Annotated in this window: 18 protein-coding genes; 14 read left to right on the top strand and 4 right to left on the bottom strand. The window is 49.0% G+C overall.

The window, feature by feature from the left end; all coding sequences use genetic code 11:
• The first annotated feature begins 8 nt into the window (after nt 1-8).
• On the top strand, nt 9-596 hold the full coding sequence (folE, locus tag AC58UX_RS23880) for a GTP cyclohydrolase I FolE (RefSeq protein ID WP_497257363.1): 588 nt from the start codon (nt 9-11) through the stop codon (nt 594-596).
• Nucleotides 597-975: 379 nt separating this feature from the next.
• Nucleotides 976-2,301 carry a deoxyguanosinetriphosphate triphosphohydrolase family protein gene (locus tag AC58UX_RS23875; RefSeq protein WP_497257361.1) on the top strand — a complete coding sequence of 442 codons (1,326 nt, stop codon included), beginning with the start codon at nt 976-978 and terminating at the stop codon, nt 2,299-2,301.
• Nucleotides 2,302-2,314: 13 nt separating this feature from the next.
• On the opposite strand, the gene AC58UX_RS23870 is transcribed toward AC58UX_RS23875, so the two are convergent.
• Nucleotides 2,315-2,446: a hypothetical protein gene (locus tag AC58UX_RS23870; protein WP_497257359.1), complete on the bottom strand. Its 132-nt coding sequence runs from the start codon at nt 2,444-2,446 to the stop codon at nt 2,315-2,317.
• Nucleotides 2,447-2,802: 356 nt separating this feature from the next.
• Entirely contained in the window at nt 2,803-3,828 is a 1,026-nt protein-coding gene (locus AC58UX_RS23865) for an alpha/beta hydrolase (RefSeq protein ID WP_497257357.1), read from the bottom strand.
• A 295-nt stretch (nt 3,829-4,123) separates the two neighbouring features.
• Between AC58UX_RS23865 and AC58UX_RS23860 the strand changes: the two genes are divergently transcribed.
• Nucleotides 4,124-4,867 carry an IclR family transcriptional regulator gene (locus AC58UX_RS23860; RefSeq protein WP_497257355.1) on the top strand — a complete coding sequence of 248 codons (744 nt, stop codon included), beginning with the start codon at nt 4,124-4,126 and terminating at the stop codon, nt 4,865-4,867.
• A 189-nt stretch (nt 4,868-5,056) separates the two neighbouring features.
• Nucleotides 5,057-5,953 carry a cation diffusion facilitator family transporter gene (locus AC58UX_RS23855; RefSeq protein ID WP_497257353.1) on the top strand — a complete coding sequence of 299 codons (897 nt, stop codon included), beginning with the start codon at nt 5,057-5,059 and terminating at the stop codon, nt 5,951-5,953.
• A gap of 56 nt (nt 5,954-6,009) precedes the next feature.
• On the opposite strand, the gene sleB is transcribed toward AC58UX_RS23855, so the two are convergent.
• Together sleB and acnA are read right to left on the bottom strand one after the other, a co-directional pair.
• Entirely contained in the window at nt 6,010-6,672 is a 663-nt protein-coding gene (sleB, locus tag AC58UX_RS23850; protein WP_497257351.1) for a spore cortex-lytic enzyme, read from the bottom strand.
• 231 nt (nt 6,673-6,903) lie between these two features.
• Complete coding sequence (gene acnA / locus AC58UX_RS23845; protein WP_497257349.1) at nt 6,904-9,621, bottom strand: aconitate hydratase AcnA; 2,718 nt, start codon at nt 9,619-9,621, stop codon at nt 6,904-6,906.
• Between the two features lie 228 nt (nt 9,622-9,849).
• On the opposite strand from acnA, the gene AC58UX_RS23840 reads away from it, so the two are divergent.
• The 10 genes from AC58UX_RS23840 (at nt 9,850) to AC58UX_RS23795 (ending at nt 19,050) form a co-directional block, all read left to right on the top strand.
• The gene (locus AC58UX_RS23840) at nt 9,850-10,872 is read left to right on the top strand and encodes an amidase domain-containing protein (RefSeq protein WP_497257347.1); all 1,023 of its coding nucleotides are present in this window, start codon (nt 9,850-9,852) and stop codon (nt 10,870-10,872) included.
• Between the two features lie 40 nt (nt 10,873-10,912).
• Nucleotides 10,913-12,055 carry a D-alanine--D-alanine ligase gene (locus tag AC58UX_RS23835; RefSeq protein WP_497257345.1) on the top strand — a complete coding sequence of 381 codons (1,143 nt, stop codon included), beginning with the start codon at nt 10,913-10,915 and terminating at the stop codon, nt 12,053-12,055.
• A gap of 7 nt (nt 12,056-12,062) precedes the next feature.
• A complete protein-coding gene (locus tag AC58UX_RS23830) occupies nt 12,063-12,380 on the top strand; it encodes a hypothetical protein (protein WP_497257343.1) in 318 nt (105 codons plus the stop codon).
• Nucleotides 12,381-12,749: 369 nt separating this feature from the next.
• The gene (locus AC58UX_RS23825) at nt 12,750-13,196 is read left to right on the top strand and encodes a hypothetical protein (protein ID WP_497257341.1); all 447 of its coding nucleotides are present in this window, start codon (nt 12,750-12,752) and stop codon (nt 13,194-13,196) included.
• 132 nt (nt 13,197-13,328) lie between these two features.
• Nucleotides 13,329-14,318 (top strand): UV DNA damage repair endonuclease UvsE, encoded by a 990-nt coding sequence (uvsE, locus tag AC58UX_RS23820; protein WP_497257339.1) that lies wholly within the window; start codon nt 13,329-13,331, stop codon nt 14,316-14,318.
• A gap of 96 nt (nt 14,319-14,414) precedes the next feature.
• On the top strand, nt 14,415-15,185 hold the full coding sequence (gene fabI, locus AC58UX_RS23815) for an enoyl-ACP reductase FabI (RefSeq protein WP_497257337.1): 771 nt from the start codon (nt 14,415-14,417) through the stop codon (nt 15,183-15,185).
• A 173-nt stretch (nt 15,186-15,358) separates the two neighbouring features.
• A complete protein-coding gene (locus AC58UX_RS23810; protein ID WP_497257335.1) occupies nt 15,359-16,225 on the top strand; it encodes an inositol monophosphatase family protein in 867 nt (288 codons plus the stop codon).
• A 197-nt stretch (nt 16,226-16,422) separates the two neighbouring features.
• Nucleotides 16,423-17,388: a sugar kinase gene (locus tag AC58UX_RS23805; RefSeq protein WP_497257333.1), complete on the top strand. Its 966-nt coding sequence runs from the start codon at nt 16,423-16,425 to the stop codon at nt 17,386-17,388.
• A 64-nt stretch (nt 17,389-17,452) separates the two neighbouring features.
• A complete protein-coding gene (locus AC58UX_RS23800; RefSeq protein ID WP_497257331.1) occupies nt 17,453-18,115 on the top strand; it encodes a bifunctional 2-keto-4-hydroxyglutarate aldolase/2-keto-3-deoxy-6-phosphogluconate aldolase in 663 nt (220 codons plus the stop codon).
• A gap of 68 nt (nt 18,116-18,183) precedes the next feature.
• Nucleotides 18,184-19,050 carry a DinB family protein gene (locus tag AC58UX_RS23795; RefSeq protein ID WP_497257330.1) on the top strand — a complete coding sequence of 289 codons (867 nt, stop codon included), beginning with the start codon at nt 18,184-18,186 and terminating at the stop codon, nt 19,048-19,050.
• The last annotated feature ends 212 nt before the right edge of the window (nt 19,051-19,262 follow it).

Genomic DNA, 19,262 nt, shown 5'->3' with positions numbered 1-19,262 from the left:
TAGAGAAGATGGCATCCATCGAATATAAAAATACATTAGTCGCGGAGAATCGCGAACAGATCGAGAGTCATGTCCGTGAGATTTTACGCTTGATTGGCGAAGATGTAGATCGGGAAGGTCTATTGGACACGCCAGCTCGTGTAACGCGCATGTACGAGGAGATTTTTGCCGGGTACGCAGCGGACCCTCGTGAGGTTCTTGGGGTTACTTTCGATGAACAGCATGAAGAGCTGGTTATTATTAAAGATATCGTGTATTACAGTCAATGTGAGCACCATATGGCACCGTTTTTCGGGAAAGTCCATGTGGGGTACTTACCAAGTGGTAAAGTAGCTGGTCTCAGCAAATTTGCGCGGTTAGTCGACGTTGTGACACGCAAGCTGCAGGTGCAGGAGCGGATTACGTCTGAGATTGCTGACATTTTGGCAGACGTGCTTAAACCGCATGGCGTTATGGTTGTCGTTGAAGGCGAACATATGTGTATGTGTGCAAGAGGTGTGAAAAAATACGGCAGTCAAACGGTCACATCCGCCGTGCGCGGTTCTTTCCGTAAAGATGCAACACTTCGTTCGGAATTTCTATCATTATTAAAATAAGACGAGCAAGAGGGAATGTGCATGAAGACAATGGTCTTGTGCATCATTCCTTTTTTTTACCCTAGAAGCAAGTTAGGCTTGTTGGGTATAGAGGAATATAGTATTGTTAAAAATTAACCACAGAAGAAAGTATAAGTTTTCAGTTACTGAAAACGGCTTTCTTATTGGCGATAAAACTTACCGATAAACGCGGTCGCTCATCCTTGAATTGCTTCGATAGAAGTTTTCTCATAATCCTTGCGATATCGGCTAGATATGTATGGTGACTATCGTACATGCTCTCGCATAAACTAATAGCAACAAGAGGAATGATATCGAGCAGCTGGATACGGATGAGATCGGCGCCCTACAGCGCTAGAGGGCTAGAGGAGGCAAGCAAATGAACAACATACGGAAATATCGGCCTGGTGAGGCAGCTTCCTCGAAATGGAGTGAAGAACGAGATGAATTTGAGCGGGATTATGCAAGGTTGATACAATCGCCGACGTTTCGGCGTCTGCAAGGGAAGTCGCAGGTGTTCGGAGCGGGCACGGGCGATTATTATCGGACGCGTCTGACGCACTCCTTGGAGGTTGCGCAGATTGCACGTGAGGTGGCGAAGCGGTTAGAGCGGACGAATCCCTTTTTGAGCAAAAAAGAGCATCCAGGTCTGATCATTGATCCGACTGTCGTCGAGTGTGCATCAATCGCGCATGACTTTGGTCATCCTCCTTTTGGACATAAGGGCGAAGAAGTGCTCAACCATATCCTGATGAAGGATCACGGTTTAAAATATGAAGGCAATGCGCAAAACTTCCGGATTCTTATGTTTTTGGAGAAGCGTGCAGGCAGCGAGAGCGGTTTGGACCTGACAGCCGCTGTGCTGCTCGGCATCAATAAGTATCCTTTTCTCATCGAAGAAGAGGGACGTCTCAAGGGTGTATACGGGGCGGAGTGGGCCATCATTCAGGAACTGCGTGATATTTGGAAAATGCCAGCAGGCTGCTCCACATTGGAAGCGCAATTGATGGATCTATGCGATGATATTGCGTACTCTACGCACGATATCGAAGATGGTATTCGCGCGGGGAAAATCCAAATGAACGCTGCCTTTTTTGAGGACCAACGGTTGATTCGAAACCTGGTCATGGAGATATTAACGGATCCGAATCAGCACAAATTCGGCTGGGAGCAGGTTGATATCGAGCAGATGGTGAGACGCGTGCTGCATGATTATTTGGAGCAATGGCAGCTCATATTTGCTGAGTGCAACCGTGAGGAGTCGCGGACGCGCAGAGAGATGAAAGCGCGCTGGGTCAGCTCATTTGCGAGCCGCCTCGACATTATCGATGATACGGAGCGCGGCTGGAAGAAGGTCGCCCTCGTCAAAGACGGCGCAGAAGATATGGACCTGCTGCGGACGATGGAAATTCTCAAGAAGCTGGCGTGGGTCACGCTAATCAAGGATTTCCGCGTCTTGCGTCTGCAAAAGCGCAGCGAAATCATCGTCGAGCGGCTCTGGGACAGCTTCATCAATAAGGATAAGGGCCAGTGGATCATTCCGACGGATTGGATCGATAGCTACGAGCGGCGCGGGAGCAGCAGCAATTGGAGCTGGCCGCGCTTCGTGGCGGACTATATTTCGGGCATGACCGACGCGTATGCGGAGAAGGTCTATGCGGAGCTGTTCGCGAGTAAATCGGGATCGATTTATGAGATGGATTGAGTTGTGCTGCCCCTCAGCCGTCAGCTGATAACCAACAGCCGACGTCGACAAGGGAACGAACAACCGTCATCCCAACGTATATCAGCCACCAGCAACCAGCAAACCGCGCGTACATCAGCCACCAATCCGCGCGTATATCAGCCACCAACCCGCCGCCCGCGCACATAGATGGACTTTCTACAGCTAATTTAGCTAGTTTTGCTCATTTGAGCCGATTAGATGGATTTCCTACAGTTAATTCTGTGTGATTCAGGAATATAGACTAGAATCGCCTCATTTAACTGTACTTTTTCCATCTAGATTCGAAATGTGATGAAATAGGCTTAAATTAGATGTAGTTTTTCCAGTTAACTCGGAGCTCGTAGCAACAGGAATGCGGTCGAGGATTAAGTGGGTTGTGTTGTGACGAGAGGTAAGCGCTGCTTACCTCTTTTTCGTCTTTTCCGACAGTGCCAAAACTGCAAAAACGCAAAAAAATACCGACCTCATCAGAGGTCGATTTTATAGGGAGGAGGGAATACCAGCATTAACGTGCTCGGATGTCGGCGTCAGGTCGATACTTCCTAGGAAGTCCAACGTGCGGCGTACATACGTTTTAGGCTCAGCACGGTACAGAAGCTCATGCTTTGCGTTAGGTAGAATCCATAGTTTCGAGGCGGTGTTGTGCTGCTGTTTGAACATCGCTTCGACCAAGCTATGAGGAGCTTTGTTGTCATTCGTACCATGGATCATGAAGATCGGCATGTCATAGGACGTTGTGGTTACCTTTTGAATAGGAACATCATGTAAGCTTACCCCATTCAGCAAGGGAAGAAATAAGCTGACAAGCGGCAGAGAAGGATACCGCGGAATATGCACGATTTGATTCATATTTTGATACAGGGTGTCCGAGTTAAGCAGGAAGGTGCTGTCTAGAATCATCCCTGAAATATCGCCGTTTTGCTGGAGAGCAGTTTGTAAGGCTGTGCCTGCCCCCATAGAAAAGCCCCAAACAAAGATCGAACCGCCAGTAGATTGTTTGATATAATCGATAGCCCCGAGCAGCTCTTGGGATTCTTGAACACCGCCTGTCATGAGGCGATTATTGCTGGGATTCACATAACCGTAGTCAAACATGAGAACGTTATACTGCTGTTTATGAAGCTCGCGTGCCAAGGTGTACAATGGGACCCATTCTTCTTCACGATTTCCGCCATAGCCATGAGAGAAAATAACGGTCTTGCTCGCTCCAGCAGCTGGGATGAACCAGCCGTCCAAGTAAGTCTCACCATTTTGACTAGGGAACGAGACATCGGTGTAAGGAAGACGAACAGCCTTCATGGGGTTCGAATGCAAAGGCTCAATGTGCGGCCGGGCCAAAGTCCAGGCAATGTAAGCATGGAAGATAAGTACGACGGATGTGCATAAAATTAATAAGGCTAGAAGTGTTGTGGTGATTAGCCTTTTCCTGCGTAAAAAAGGTTGCGTTACCTGATCTAGAGTAGGCTGAAGCGATCCCGTTACAGGATTGAGTGTAGTTGAAGACATCGGTGGTAGCCTCCCTCCTAAGATGTGTATGACTGATGTGTGGGTTAAAGGTATAAGCAGGTAAGGGAGAGACATTATTTTGAATATTCTGATAAGTAATGATCTACTTTAATAGTATGATGAATGCGCTTTCAAGTCAATGAAGATGCGGCATTTGTAAGCCTATTGTAACGCTCCTGTAATAATGGGAAAAAGAGGTGTTTGACCTTTACGGTTCCATTTTGTTTCGTTATACTGGACATAACAAGGTTTCATATAGTGAAACAGTTTGGCTCATGAAAGTGGTGGTCATAAAATGGAAGATGGTAAGCTGACCGTGCGTGCTGTTGAGCGCGCTTTAGATATTTTGCTTTGTTTTACGGGGGCGTCGGAACTGACGTTAACCGAAATTGCCACACGTGCGCAGCTTCATAAAAGCACGGTGCATCGCCTTCTAGCATCGCTTGAAGGCAAAGGCTTCATCATGCGTGATGAAGCGACAGATAAATTCAGACTAGGCTACCGCTTATGGGAGCTGTCCGCCAATTTATCCAAAGAGGGCGACCCCGGCATCATTCTGCTGCCGGAGATGGAACGACTGCGAGATCGCCTCGGCGAGACGATCTCGTTGTACGTGCAAGACGGCCTGGAGCGCGTGCGCATCCAAGCCGTGCAAAGCAACCATGCGATTCGCCGTGTAGCCCCTGTCGGGGCGCGAATGCCGCTTTACGTCGGCGCCTCGAGCAAGGTGCTCGTCGCCTTTGCTGAGCCAGGGCTGCTGGAGCAGCTGCTAACGTCGGCCGATTGGCCGACAGGGTTAGACACGCAGGCGTATCTGCAGCAGCTCAGCGAAACAAGGCGCGCGGGCTACGCCACGAGCGTCGAAGAGCGCGAGCCAGGCGCGGCGGCCGTGTCCGCGCCGATACTTGACCGCGGCGGCCGGCTCGTCGCCGCCCTCGCGGTCTCCGGCCCAGCGAACAGGCTTACGCTGGAGCTGATGCAAGAGCAGGCGCCGACGATTATGGAGGCGGCGCGGCGCATGGGTACGATGCTGCGCTAGCGCATGTCCCACATCAGGAGTGCTTATGGCCCGTTGCGGCCAATAAGCACTTTCTTTCAATCACCGTATCTGGCGATACACCGCCTATTTTGCGCAAATAAGCACTTGCCACAGTCCTATTTCCCCACTAGAACGGATGCTTTGCCGCCGATAAGCCATACTAAACGTGGGAAAGGGAGTGGGCAAGTCATGAAGAAGACAGCCTCGATGCTGGCGATCTGGTTAAGTTTAGCCAGTAATATTGTGCTGACCGCAATCAAAATCATTATCGGCCTCATGTTCAATAGCCAAGTGCTCATTGCTGATGGCATTCATAACGCAGGAGACGTCATTGCGACGGCGACCGCCTACAGCTCCATGCGCGTGTCTTCGAAGCCAGCGGATGAGGAGCACCCTTATGGGCATGGGAAGGCGGAGGTGCTTGGCGCTTTTATCGTTGCGATCATACTTGGCGGAGCCGCGATCTATATGGGCTATCACTCCATTCATGCCCTGTTTGAACCAGCGAGCGAGGCTCATGTCATTGCGCTTTGCGCGGCCGTTGTATCCCTCATAGCGAAGCAAATACTCTATGTCTACACGATGCGTGTAGGAAAGAAGATCAACAGCAAAGGGCTCATTGCGACGGCCTACGACCATTTGGCGGACGTGTACGCCTCGATAGCGGCTTCGGTGGGGATTGGCTTGGCTTTGATCGGAGATCATTACAACGTTAGCTACTTAGCCTATGGAGATCCCATTGCGGGGATTATCGTCTCTTTTCTTGTATTGAAGCTGGCGTACGAAATGGGCAGCGAATCTTTCGATATTTTGATGGAGCGAAGTGTGAGTTCGACTTATATCGAGCAGTACGCCCAGCTGATCCGGGCAGTACCGGAGGTCAAACGGATCGATCGACTACGAGCAAGGGAACATGGCCATTACATATTAGTTGATGCGAGACTCGGCGTTTCTGGGACATTGACGATACAAGAAGGTCATGACATCAGCCGCAGTATTAAGCAAAAAATTAAAGAAGCCCATAACGATGTGGATGAGGTGCTGGTGCACTTGAATCCGTGGTATGAGGAGCATGCTAACGCGTAAACAAAAAAACACCTCCACACAAGCCCTAAGGCTTCAGTGAGAGGTGTTCGTTTTTATTACTTAGCAAAAATATGATTCCCAATCTGCACCGTCTGTTGACGTGTCCAGATCCATGAGCTAGTCGCTGTTTTCGGGTTAAAATAGTAGAGGGCGCCACCTGTTGGATCCCAGCCTCGCACTGCCTCTAAAGCCGCTTTGTACGCTTGAGCGTCTGGTGTCAAATTATACTGGCCGTCACTAACTGCCGTAAAAGCACCAACCTCGAAAACGATACCTTGAATGGTATTCGCGAACTCACTGGACTGCAATCGGTTCATAACGACCGCACCAACCGCAACCTGCCCTTCGTAGGACTCACCGCGTGCTTCACTGTAAATAACTTTAGCCAGCATATCAAGCTCAGCCTGATTCACTGTGAATTTACGTAAGTACTCCCACGTTTGCGCACCAACGATTCCATCCACGCTAAGTCCATAATTCGTTTGAAAATTACGAACTGCCGCGGCTGTAATCGGACCATACTTTCCATCTATAGAAGGCTCATACATGCCTAAAGTTTTTAGTCGGAATTGTGCGTCCCAAACATCACCGTTTTGTGTGCCTTGCTTTAATGTCGTAGCTCCTGCTGCGGATGCCGTCGGGCTCCACGTTCCTGCATTCATTCCTAAACCAAAGGAAGCTACGAGTGCGACTACGACTAGTTTTTTAATCAACATCATCTTCATCTCCCCTTTCGCTTTCCTCAGTATAGGTGCCGATATACGTCGTCTCAACCCGCAGTTTTTGGAAATGTAAGTCAATCCCTTGGGGCAGTAAGGGTTAAGCAGGGTCGATTTTTTTGAAAAAAGACCGATTTTTACGCGGCATTTCCCAGAAATATGCAAAAAGCCCGAGATCGCCGTGAGGGCAATCCCGAGCTTTTTTTTGTGTGTTTTGCTGGTTGTTTATTATTAGTTTTTGTTCTCAGCAAGGATCGAGCGAAGAACTGTTTGTAGGATACCACCGTTACGGTAGTAGTCTACGTCTACCAAGCTATCCAAACGTACAAGTGCTGTGAATTCGAAGCTTGTTCCGTCTTCGCGAGTCGCAGTTACTTTTACAGTGGAACCTGGTTGAACGTCATTGCTTAGGCCAGTGATGTCGAATGTTTCGCGGCCAGTAATACCTAGGGACTTCCAGCTTTCGCCGTTAACGAACTGAAGTGGAAGAACGCCCATACCAACAAGGTTACTGCGGTGTATACGCTCAAAGCTTTCAGCGATAACTGCTTTTACGCCTAGAAGGAAAGTACCTTTTGCTGCCCAGTCACGGGAAGAACCAGTTCCGTACTCTTTACCTGCGATAACGACAAGGTTTTGGCCTTCAGCTTGATACTTCATGGAAGCATCATAGATGGACTCCACTTCGCCAGTTGGCAAGTAAGTTGTAACGCCGCCTTCCGTTCCTGGAGCCACTTGGTTACGAATACGAATGTTCGCGAAAGTACCGCGCATCATCACTTCGTGGTTACCACGACGGGAACCGTAGGAGTTGAAGTCTTCTCTTTTTACACCATGGTTGATCAAGTATTGGCCTCCAGGGCTGTCTACTTTGATGTTACCAGCAGGGGAGATATGATCCGTTGTAACGGAATCGCCCATAAGTGCTAGTGTTTTAGCGCTGCGGATATCTGCGATATCATCAAGAACTGTACCTAGGTCTGTGAAGAACGGAGGCTCTTGGATGTATGTGGAGTTCGTGTCGAACTCATACAGATCGCCTTCTGGAATTTGAATTTGGTTGAAACGTTCGTTCGCACGGAATACATTGCTGTATTTGTCGCGGAACATGTCTGGGCTCATTGCAACGTTAAGCGCATCTTGGATCTCTTGGTTTGTAGGCCAGATGTCTTTCAAGTAGACAGGTTGACCGTTCTCGCCATGACCGATTGGATCAGTTGCAAGATCAATGTTAACTGTACCTGCAAGAGCATAAGCAACAACTAATGGAGGTGATCCAAGGTAGTTTGCTTTTACTTGTGCGTGAACGCGGCCTTCGAAGTTACGGTTACCAGAGATAACAGCAGCAACCGTCATATCGTTGTCGATAATCGCTTTGCTAACTTCGTCTGGAAGCGGACCGGAGTTACCGATACAAGTTGCACAGCCGTAACCTGCAACGTGGAAGCCAAGAGCTTCTAGGGACTCAAGCAAGCCTGCTTTAACTAGGTACTCAGTAACAACTAGGGAACCTGGCGTCAAGGAGCTTTTTACGAAAGCTGGTTTTTTCAAACCAAGAGCTACCGCTTTTTTCGCTACGAGACCAGCACCGATCATAACGCTTGGGTTGGAAGTGTTCGTACAGGAAGTAATCGCCGCGATTACAACTGCACCAGTACCCATTTTAACTGTTTCATTTGGATACACAACATCAACAACTTCAGCTACTTTCTCTTCAGTCAAGCCGTAGCCGCCTTTTTCGATCGGTGTACGGATGATAGCGTTGAAAGATTCTTTCATGTTCGTAAGCTCAACGCGATCTTGAGGACGTTTAGGACCAGCTAAGCTAGGAACTACAGTGCTTAGATCAAGTTCAAGAACATCTGTGAACACAGGATCTGGTGTGCTGTCTGTGCGGAACATGCCTTGTGCTTTGTAGTAAGCTTCTACAAGCGCGATTTGATCTTCTTCACGGCCAGTAGCACGCAAGTAGTTCAATGTTTCGTTATCAACAGGGAAGAAACCGATTGTTGCGCCGTACTCAGGAGCCATGTTCGCAACCGTTGCGCGGTCAGCCAAGGAAATGTTGCTTAGACCAGGACCGAAGAACTCAACGAATTTACCAACAACGCCTTTTTTACGCAAAATTTGAGTAACTGTCAAAGCCAAGTCAGTCGCTGTCGCGCCTTCTGCCAATTGACCAGTCAATTTGAAACCAACTACGTCTGGAGCAACGAAGTATAGAGGTTGACCAAGCATACCAGCTTCTGCTTCGATACCGCCAACGCCCCAACCTACAACACCAAGACCATTGATCATCGTTGTATGGGAGTCTGTACCTACGAGGGAATCAGGGTACACGACTGTTTCGCCGTCAATTGTTTTTGTTGCTGCAACAGATGCCAAGTACTCCAAGTTAACTTGGTGAACGATACCTGTTGAAGGTGGCACTGCACGGAAGTTATCGAATGCTGTTTGTGCCCAACGCAAGAAACGGTAACGCTCTTCGTTTCTTTCGAATTCTAAGTTAATGTTCATGTCGAGTGCATCCGGGGAACCGAAAGCATCAACCATGACAGAGTGGTCGATTACAAGGTCTACAGGAACAAGCGGGTTGATACGTTTAGGATCTCCGCCTTCACGAGCCATTGTCGCACGCATTGCCGCAAGGTCAACGACGACAGGAACGCCTGTGAAATCCTGAAGAACGATACGAGCAGGAATGAAAGGAATTTCTTTGTTGTCATCGCGGCCTTGAGCCCAGCCAGCGATTTGTTTTACGTGCTCGCTTGTAATCGCGCGGCCATCGAATTGACGAATAGCTGCTTCAAGTAAAACGCGGATGGAAACAGGAAGATTGTTGATTGTGCCATGACCTTGGCTTTCAAAGTCAGGAAGGCTGTAATACTGGAACGATTTCGTGCCGACAGTTAACTGCTTACGCACAGAAAAAGAGTCCTTATTGGACATTGGTAGTTCCTCCTCATAGTTAAGATGATCCATCGAATTTCATCTAGTGAAACTCGATTTCATAATTCCCTCTTCCTCAAGTATACCGCTTCGCTACGTGTGAGTAAAGATTAATTTCAATCATTTTTACCGTCAAAATGTCATATATTGAATCAATTCAAAGCAATTCGGGCTTGTCCTATCCAAACCTAGAAAAGACCCTGATTACAGCTAAGGAGGGATACCAAGATGTCCTGGAAAACAGCGCTCTACAATTACGTTCATGCGAAAAATCAGGCTGAGCTTGAGGGCTCATCTGCCCCCTTGGAAGCATTTGTCTCGGACAGCGCTTATGTACGGAAACAGGATGTCAAGGTGCGAAGGCTCCTGAACAGTTACCGAGAACGCGATGCTAAGCTGCTGCGCGGAGAGACGAAGCTTCGTCTGCAGGGTGTGAAAGAGTTACCCTATGGCATTATTGCGGATATCCAGTTGCATCGATTTTTGACCTATCAAATTGGTACTATAGAACATCAGGAGGAGCGCATAGAGTCAGAGCGTGTCATTATTGAGAGTCATGCTACGGGCTGGAAGGTTCAAAGCGCGGAGCTTTTACAAAGTGAAAAGTCTCGGCCCAGCCGCGGGCGCAGCTTTCATATGTCAGAGAATCAAACCTTTATAATCACCCAGCGCAGCTCACCTTCTCTTCCATATATCAACCCTAGTATACGCAATACGGGTGGTCTGGAATCCGCTCCTCGCAAAATCATTTATAATCGCCCCAAAGCTGTCCAATATGCGGAAACCTGGTGGCAAACACCGAATCCCAAATATGAATATTTCGAAGTGGATTGCACGAATTATGTCTCGCAATGCCTCTTTGCAGGCGGGGCTCCAATGGACTATACTGGGAAAAGGGATTCGGGCTGGTGGTATGCTGGCAAAAAAGGGCATCAAGAGCTCTGGAGCTACAGTTGGGCAGTCGCCAACAGCTTACATCATTATCTTGATCGTCCTCATACGCATAGCTTGAAAGGTACCGAAGTCAAAGATCCCAGGGAACTCCAGCTTGGAGATACAATCAGCTATGATTGGGACGGTGACGGTCACTTCCAGCACAACACGTTTGTCACAGGCAAAGATGCCAACGGGATGCCATTAGTTAATGCGCATACTTTTAATAGTCGCAATCGGTACTGGGCGTATAAGGACTCACCCGCGTGGTCGGAACGGACGAAATACGTGTTCATTCATGTAGCAGATGAAATGTGAAGAGCGCAAAGAAACTGCAAATACTAGACGGAGGTACGTAATGAGCCGCAAAATAAGAATTGGGTTAATTTATGGAGGGAAATCAGGCGAGCATGACGTGTCTTTGCAAACAGCATTGGCGGTTATGAAGGCTGTGGACTTCACTAAATATGAGATTACACCGTTTTACATATCCAAAAAAGGGGAGTGGAGAAGCGGTACACCGCTTCTAGGGCCTGCCCAAACGAAAGAAGCGCTGACCTTCAGTACGGATGATGCTAGCGCCCCTGCTTCCAACGCATTGGCACCGATTTTTGGCGGCATCCAAACGAAAGGGGATGTGGCTGTTTCTTCGGTCGCTTCCGCTGGAGCGCAGGATCTGGGCTTAGATGTTGTGTTCCCGCTCTTACACGGAACCTTTGGGGAAGACGGGACGATTCAAGGTCTTCTGGAAATGGCAAATATCCCTTATGTAGGCGCAGGCGTGTTGGCTTCTGCTGTCGGCATGGATAAAGTCATGATGAAAAAGGTTTTTGCGCAGGAAGGGCTTCCGCAGTGCATTTTCCGTCATTTTACCCGTACGGAGTGGGAGAAGAATCGCGCGTATCACCTCATGGAGCTGGAAACTGCGATTGGTTACCCGTGCTTCGTGAAGCCGGCTAACTTAGGCTCAAGCGTTGGGATTTCCAAAGCGAGAAATCAAGAAGAGCTGATTGCAGCGGTTGCTTTTGCCTTTCAATATGATCGCAAAGTCATTGTTGAAGAGAACATCGATGCCCGCGAAATCGAAGTTGCTGTTTTGGGGAATGATGAGCCTATCGCTTCTGTTGTAGGTGAGATCGTCTCTTCGAACGAATTCTACGATTACAAAGCCAAATATCTGGACGGTAAATCAGCGATGATTATCCCTGCGGAGATTCCGCAAGAGGTTTCAGATGAGGTAAGAGCGTTAGCGCTACGCGCATTCTTGGCGGTGGATGGCAGCGGCTTGTCGCGTGTGGACTTTTTCCTAGGCAAAATCGATCAGAAAGTCTACATCAATGAAATTAATACGATGCCTGGTTTCACTCCGTTCAGCATGTATCCATTGCTGTGGCAAGAGTCAGGTAAACCATATAAAGAGCTGCTGGATGATCTTATTCGTTTGGCGCTTGAGCGTCATGCAGCTAAGCAAAATATCCAATATTCTTTCGATGCGGAGTAGATAAGCCATGGGTTTTCAAACGGAATTCAATTCAGTTTGTAAGTTTAAGTCCGAGCAGGAGCTCTATGAGCTGTTGGAGTATGGCCGCGGCAAAATGGTGAAGAGCGGCTTCCGCGTTTTCCCGACTGGTCAGAAGGTTATCGCGTACACGCCTGAGAACCAGGCGATCGCTATCGTGCGTATCGTGGCTTCCATCGCGGAAATTAATTTCCAAGGTGAAGAGGTAACACAGGTCGAGATGGAGCTGATCCGCCGGTTGACGGAGGAAGAGGCTCGTATTCAGACGGCGCTGGCGTTTGAGATGTTTTTTGGAGAGCAAGCTTAGCATTGTAAAAGCACTGATGTGGCACCGTCCTTTTGGGCGGTGTTTTTTTTGTTTTGTCGGCAGGCTGGCATCGGCTGAAGCGGAACGACGTTCCGCTATTTTCGCCAAAACAACGATTTCCCAGGAGTAGCGAACGTAGTTCCGCTATTCTGGCTAAATCAGGGCTAAACCAGTCGGTTTCAAGCAAATAGCGTCCTCTTGTTCCGTTTTCCGCTGATTTAGCTGAGTTTGGCCCAAATAAGGGAACGACGTTCCCTAACGGCTAGTTCCTTTTTCAAATAGTGTGTTTATACTGTTTCTTTTGTCCCTTACGCATAGATTCCTAGCTTCATATAATAACTTATTCTTATAGAAAGGAAGTGATTTAAAATGGAAAAACACTTAACTATTAGTACTGACAGCAGCTGGGTGAACGCGATTGAAATCGCGCCATTTCCGGCATGGGCACAACCGCAAGCTGGCGAATATTACGTCTGGGGAGCGAATGATCCGTACGGACCTGCAGCAGTGGTAGCCAAAACCTTCAAGGTAGACCATAAGAGAGTTAAGAAAGCGACGTTATTCCTGTCCGTTGACAACTATGCGATTGTGCTCATTAACGGAGTACCCGTCGTTATTGACAACCCCCAGGATACGTTAGCTTTTTATAATCCAGGAAGAACGTTTCATATCGAACCATTCCTCAATGAAGGTGAAAATAATATCGTGATCGCTGGATTTAACTCACCATCCAATGCAAACCGCAGCCAAGGTAATCCAGCCGGTATCCTTGCACGCATTGAGATTAAATACGAAGATCACCACCAACAGCAATAATCTCATGCAAAAAGTACGAAAGACCCTTGTGACGTTCATGAACGTTGAAGGGTCTTTTATGCATAACGCCTGTATGTGCCTCTGTTTGCCAGGGTAATCTAATTCTGATAAAAACCTGGAGGTTAACCGAACATGCTCATTCGCCTCGGATACGTGGCCATGTCCACGATGGTAAAGAATGCATCCCCGTCCAAGACGATGACGGCTACGAATTTCAGCAAGCTGCTCGATCGCGAGGCAGCCATTCGCAAATTAGAGCGTATTGGCGCTGAGAATTTACATAACACACTCCGCCTACTTAAACATAACCGCGCTCATGACATCATGGTGTTCCGGTTCTCTTCTCGTTTTATCCCTCTCATTGGTCATGAGATGCTGGGTGATTGGGACCCGATTCCAGCATTATCGGCTGAGTTTGAAGCGCTTGGCAGCTATGCCAAGCAGAATCATATGCGTGTCAGCTTCCATCCCGATCATTTCACCGTGCTCAGCACGCCTAGGAAGGATGTGTTGGAGAAGTCTGTTCAGGATTTGGAGCGGCACTCCGCTATGCTTAACGCAATGGGTCTTGGCATGGAAGCCATGTGCAACATACATGTTGGCGGCTCATATGGGGATAAGGAGAAGGCGGCGAAGCGATTTGTTCAGAATTTCAGTGCGCTCCGCACACCCATTCAGCAACGCATCACGCTTGAAAATGACGACAAAACCTTCAATGCGCTAGAAACGCTGGAGATTGCCGAAAAAGTCGGTGCCCCCATGGTGCTGGATGTACATCATCACGCGGTTAATAATAATGGCGAAGACGCTGCGGAGCTCTGGCCGCGCATTCAGGAGACGTGGCTATCGCGCGCACGCTTGCATCTGGATGAGGCGTCAGCTGCGCTCCCGCCGAAAATTCACGTCTCCAGTCCCAAGGATGAGTCGGAGCCTAGAAGTCATGCCGACTATGTGGAGGTGGGGCCCTTATTTACGTTTCTCAAAGCAATAGCCCCCATCACCCCGAAATTGGATATCATGATTGAAGCAAAGATGAAGGACAGCGCCTTGTTCAAGCTTATGGAGGATCTAAAAGAACAAGAAGGAGTCACAGCTCGCGATGAAGCGTCGCTTCTGCTCTAATCCCATATTTTTCTTGAAATGTTGGACAAAATGGGGTACTTTGGAGAATGGGAATGAATGACGCACAATCCATTGTGAGAGGGGCTTCTACGAACCATGAGTCAATTATTAAACGGGAAAAATATACTTGTAATGGGTGTTGCCAATGACCGCAGTATCGCTTGGGCCATTGCACAATCTTTAGCCGCACAAGGCGCTAATCTAGTGTTCACGTTCGAAAACGAGCGCGTTGAAGAACGCGTACGTAAGCTAGCTGACACGATTCCAGGCTCAACTTTGATGCCGTGTAACGTAACTGTAGATGCAGAAATCGACACTTTGGCATCAGCGCTCAAAGAAAAATTCGGTGTCGTGCACGGTCTTGTACATAGTATTGCTTTTGCTAAAACCGAAGAGCTTGACGGGTTGTTCGTGGATACTTCACGCGATGGTTTTGCGCTTGCGCATGACATCAGTGCTTACTCCCTTGTTGCAGTCTCGAAACGCATTTACCCGCTGATGACAGAAGGCGGAAGCATCATGACGATGACGTACCTTGGCGCAGAGCGCGCAATGAAGAACTACAACGTCATGGGCGTAGCTAAAGCGGCGCTTGAAGCTAGCGTTCGCTACTTGGCGGCAGATCTTGGTCAATACGGCATCCGCGTGAACGGGATTTCGGCTGGTCCAATCCGTACTTTGGCTGCCAAAGGGATCAAGGATTTTAACTCCATCCTGCGTCAAGTTGAAGAGAAAGCACCGCTTCGTAAAACAACAGATACAGCAGAAGTTGGCGACACGGCAATGTTCCTCATGAGCAACTTGTCCCGCGGTATCACGGGCGAAGTTATTTATGTAGATGGCGGTTACCACATCGTTGGTATTTAATCATAGAAAAATCCGCACGGCTTATCGCCGCAGCGGATTTTTTTTCGCCTTTTTTCCCACGCCAATGTGAAAATGTACGAATAATTTAGGATGAAACGCACTAGTATTAGAAACGTATAATTTACTATACTTAACGTAATATCTAAATTAATGAAAAGAAAGAGTTGATATAGATGGTACATGGTGGGACGGAAACTTTTGTTGTGGGGAGTAAAAGCTTTACAGCTGTAGCCATTAATACGGCAGCCAAAGCAGGACAATGGATCAAGACCAAGGTTGGAGACATTAATCATGTGGGGACGAAGTACTCCGCTCAGGACCTGGTGACAGAGGTCGATAAAGGTTCAGAGAAGTTGATTCGCAATCTCATTACGACTCATTTCCCTGATCACTCCATTCTTGGAGAAGAAGGGGTTGAGCCAGGCCCGGAGGCGTCGGCTAAAGCGCTGCAGGAAATGAGCGACGAGGAGTACCTCTGGATCGTGGATCCGATCGATGGCACGACGAACTTCGTTCATGGTTTTCCTTTTTTTACGGTATCGATTGCACTAGCGCATAAAGGTGAAGTCATCGTAGGTGTCGTATACGACCCATCACGCGACGAGTTGTTCGTTGCTGAGAAAGGGAAAGGCGCTTACATGCACGGCAAAAAGACAGAGGTCTCCGAAGAAGAGACATTGCTTACCAGCTTAATCGCCACAGGTTTCCCTGCTGATCGCGATGGTGCATTGGTTGTTAATTTGAAAGGGGTTCAGGCGTTGGCCCCGAAGGTACGCAACATCCGCGTGGCAGGATCTGCTGCGCTGCATTTGGCTTATGTGGCTGCGGGACGTCTTAGCGGCTTTTGGGAAATTGGTCTCAATGCGTGGGACATTGCTGCGGGTGCCTTGCTTATTCAAGAATCAGGCGGTCGTGTGACGGATACGGAAGGTCGGCCTTATCATCTAGGTGTTCGAAGCGTATTAGCATCGAATGGGCGTATTCATGAAGAGTTCCAGCGCGAGCTGTCTGCGGCCGAGGCCACTGGGCTAGTGAAGTAATAATCAACCTCTTGTGAGGTCGTTCCCAGGGAATGACTTAGCGAGAGGTTTTTTCTTTTATTTGGAAGTGAGGCGACACTGCGTAAAAGTCTGGTGAAATCCGTCCGAATCCACTATAATAGGTGATATCTCATTTATTTAAACGTTTCAATTAACGGGACACGCGTTGTCGTGATCAGAATGGATGGAGTGCTTCTATGTCGGTAAATACAGGATCAGGACCAGATATTATTACGTTCGGAGAAACAATGGCACTGTTAATGCCTTCAGGCGGCAAGGGCTTGGAGTACTCTTCTGAGCTGCATAGCTTGTTTGGCGGTGCAGAGAGCAATGTGGCGATCGGCATTTCGCGTCTTGGCGGAAGTGTGGGTTGGTTCGGCCGATTAGGCAAGGACCCGTTAGGTCGTATGATTTTCAAAAAAATCCGTGGTGAGGGTGTCGATGTTTCTCGTGCGGAATTGACGACAGAGGCGCCGACTGGCCTTATGATGCGTGAAATCCTGATGGGCAAAACGTCCGTTTACTACTATCGCAAAAATTCGGCAGCCAGTCAGATGAGTCCGAAACATTTGGATGAAGCGTACATCGCTGGGGCTAAAATATTGCATATTACCGGTATCACACCAGCGTTGAGTGAATCGTGTAGAGAAGCAGCTTTCGAAGCTGTTCGTTTGGCTCGTAAGCACGGCGTGAAGGTTAGCTTTGATCCGAATTTACGCTTGAAGCTATGGAGTATCGAAGAGGCGCGTCCCGTTCTGCTTGAGCTGGCGAAGCTGTCCGATATTTTCTTGCCAGGCTTGGATGAGCTGAAGCTGCTTTACCAAACAGAAGACTGGGATGTCATCGTGAGCAAGCTGCGTGAGTTATCGGCTGTTTCCATCGTTAAAGGTGGAGAAGATGTGACGTATGTCGTAACAGCAGATACGATTACAACCGTACCTTACTTCAAAGCGGAGCAAGTCATTGATACCGTAGGTGCGGGAGATGGGTTTTGTGCAGGCTTTTTGGTGGGCGTGCTGAAATCATATGAGTACCCTGAAGCCGTTCGCATTGGGAATTTGGTGGGCTCCATGATCGTGCAAACCGAAGGCGACTGGGAAGGCGCTCCGACATGGGAGCAAGTGGAAGCGGTAATTAACAACATTAAACATATAGAGCGTTAATTGCTTGGTAAGTCAAAACGAAACCTAAATCATACATGCGTACACATAGAAGGGAAGATTATCTGTGAAAAAACTGCAATTGCTTCAGCAAATTACAAATGAGGGTGTTGTTGCCGTCCTACGCGGTGAAACGCCAGAAGAAGTCGTCGAAATGGCGGATCAAGCCATTGCTGGCGGTATTAAAGTCATCGAAGTTACGATGACCGTGCCTTTCGCGCTGCGCGCCATCGAGGAGCTAGCGAAGCGCTACTCGAGCACAGCGAAGGATCCGTCCAAGTACGCGATTATCGGGGTGGGCACAGCCCTTGACCCAGAAACGGCGCGTGCCGCGATCCTTAGCGGGGCCGAGTTCGTAGTCGGCCCGTCCTTGAACCCGAACACGGTTACGTTGTGTAACCGTTATAGAGTGCCGATCATGCCAGGGTGTATGACGATCGCAGACATCCAAACCGCGCTTGAGCTTGGCGTGGACATTGTAAAGCTGTTCCCGGGCAACCTATATTCCCCGGCAATGATTAAGGCCATTAAAGGTCCGCTGCCACAGGCGAACATTATGCCAACCGGCGGGGTTTCGCTGAGCAACCTCGGCGAATGGATCCAGGCCGGCGCAGTTGCCGTCGGCATCGGCTCCGATTTGACCAGCGAAGCGGTCAAAACAGGAAACTACAGCCTTGTTGCCAAGAAGGCTGCGCAATATATCGAGGCCTACCAAGCGGCCAAGAAGTAGGGTTACATGTACGCTCCGTCGAAATTAGGACGGAGCGTATTTTTATGTGCGGAACGGGAGGCTGGGAGATGGAGCAGGGAAGGGCTAGGCTTTTGCTGAGGGTGGACAACCTGGAGGCTTCGTTGGATTTTTACGGGAGTCAGCTGGGATGGGAACTGCTAGAACTGGCTGACGGGGGCAATGCGGCTCTAGTGCGCATCGGCGGCTTGCAGGATGAGGCGGTGCTGGCGTCACAGCATGAACCGGTGCCATCCGGCTTGAGTCGATGGCTGCAGCCGAACTATTACGTACCGCAACGTGGCAGCCTCGTGTACGTTGGAGTTACCTCCGTGGCGGAGATGGCGTCTAGATTGCGTGCGAGGGGCTGTACTGTCGAGATGACGAGTACGGAAGTGCCGGGGCATATTCGTGAACTGCATGTGCCCACGATAGATGGGTACGTTTTCGTGTATTGGGAAGAGCTGTTTCCATCGGACAGCGAAATAGTGGAGATGTTTGAAGCGGGAGCCGCCGAGCTGACGATGGCGATCGAAGGCTTGTCCGAGGCGCAACTCAGCCTAAGGGAAGTGCCTGAGAAGTGGTCCATTCGCGAGCACGTCTTGCATTTGATTGACCTTGAATTGGTCGCGATGCACAAGGTGAAATTTGCCTTGGCCGAGCCGGGGCGGATGTATCAAGGCAATTCCTTTCAACCAGATGATTGGCAGAGGGGATTGGCCTATTCAGATAGACCAATTGAAAACGAAGTACAACTATTCCTAGCGGTTAGAAGGCATATCCTCGGCTCGTGCACACATCTGCCAGATGCGCTGGGGCGCACGATAAGCACGACGAATCGGGAAGAGACGGTTGCGCAATTGTTGAAAATGATGTCCGGACACGCGAACCATCACATACGCGCGATCAAGCGAATTCGCGAGCTGCACGGTTGCTAGGGACTCTCTCAAAGACTGCGGGGTCATTATGGTTCTATCTATACTATCCCCATGGCTCAGGGCCAAGCAGGTGCCGACCGTCCTGAGTGATGGGGATAGTCCACATTCCACCTACACACACAAAGAACCCGAGACCTTGATTCCTAAGAAACAGGTCGAACGGGTTCTTTGTGTTGGTCCCTCTTGAACGTGTGGGAGGAGAGGGGCAGTTC

This window comes from Paenibacillus sp. J22P90 (assembly GCF_059692195.1).
The sequence above is the reverse complement of the archived record's forward strand: the minus strand, read 5'-3'. Positions and strand labels throughout refer to the sequence as shown.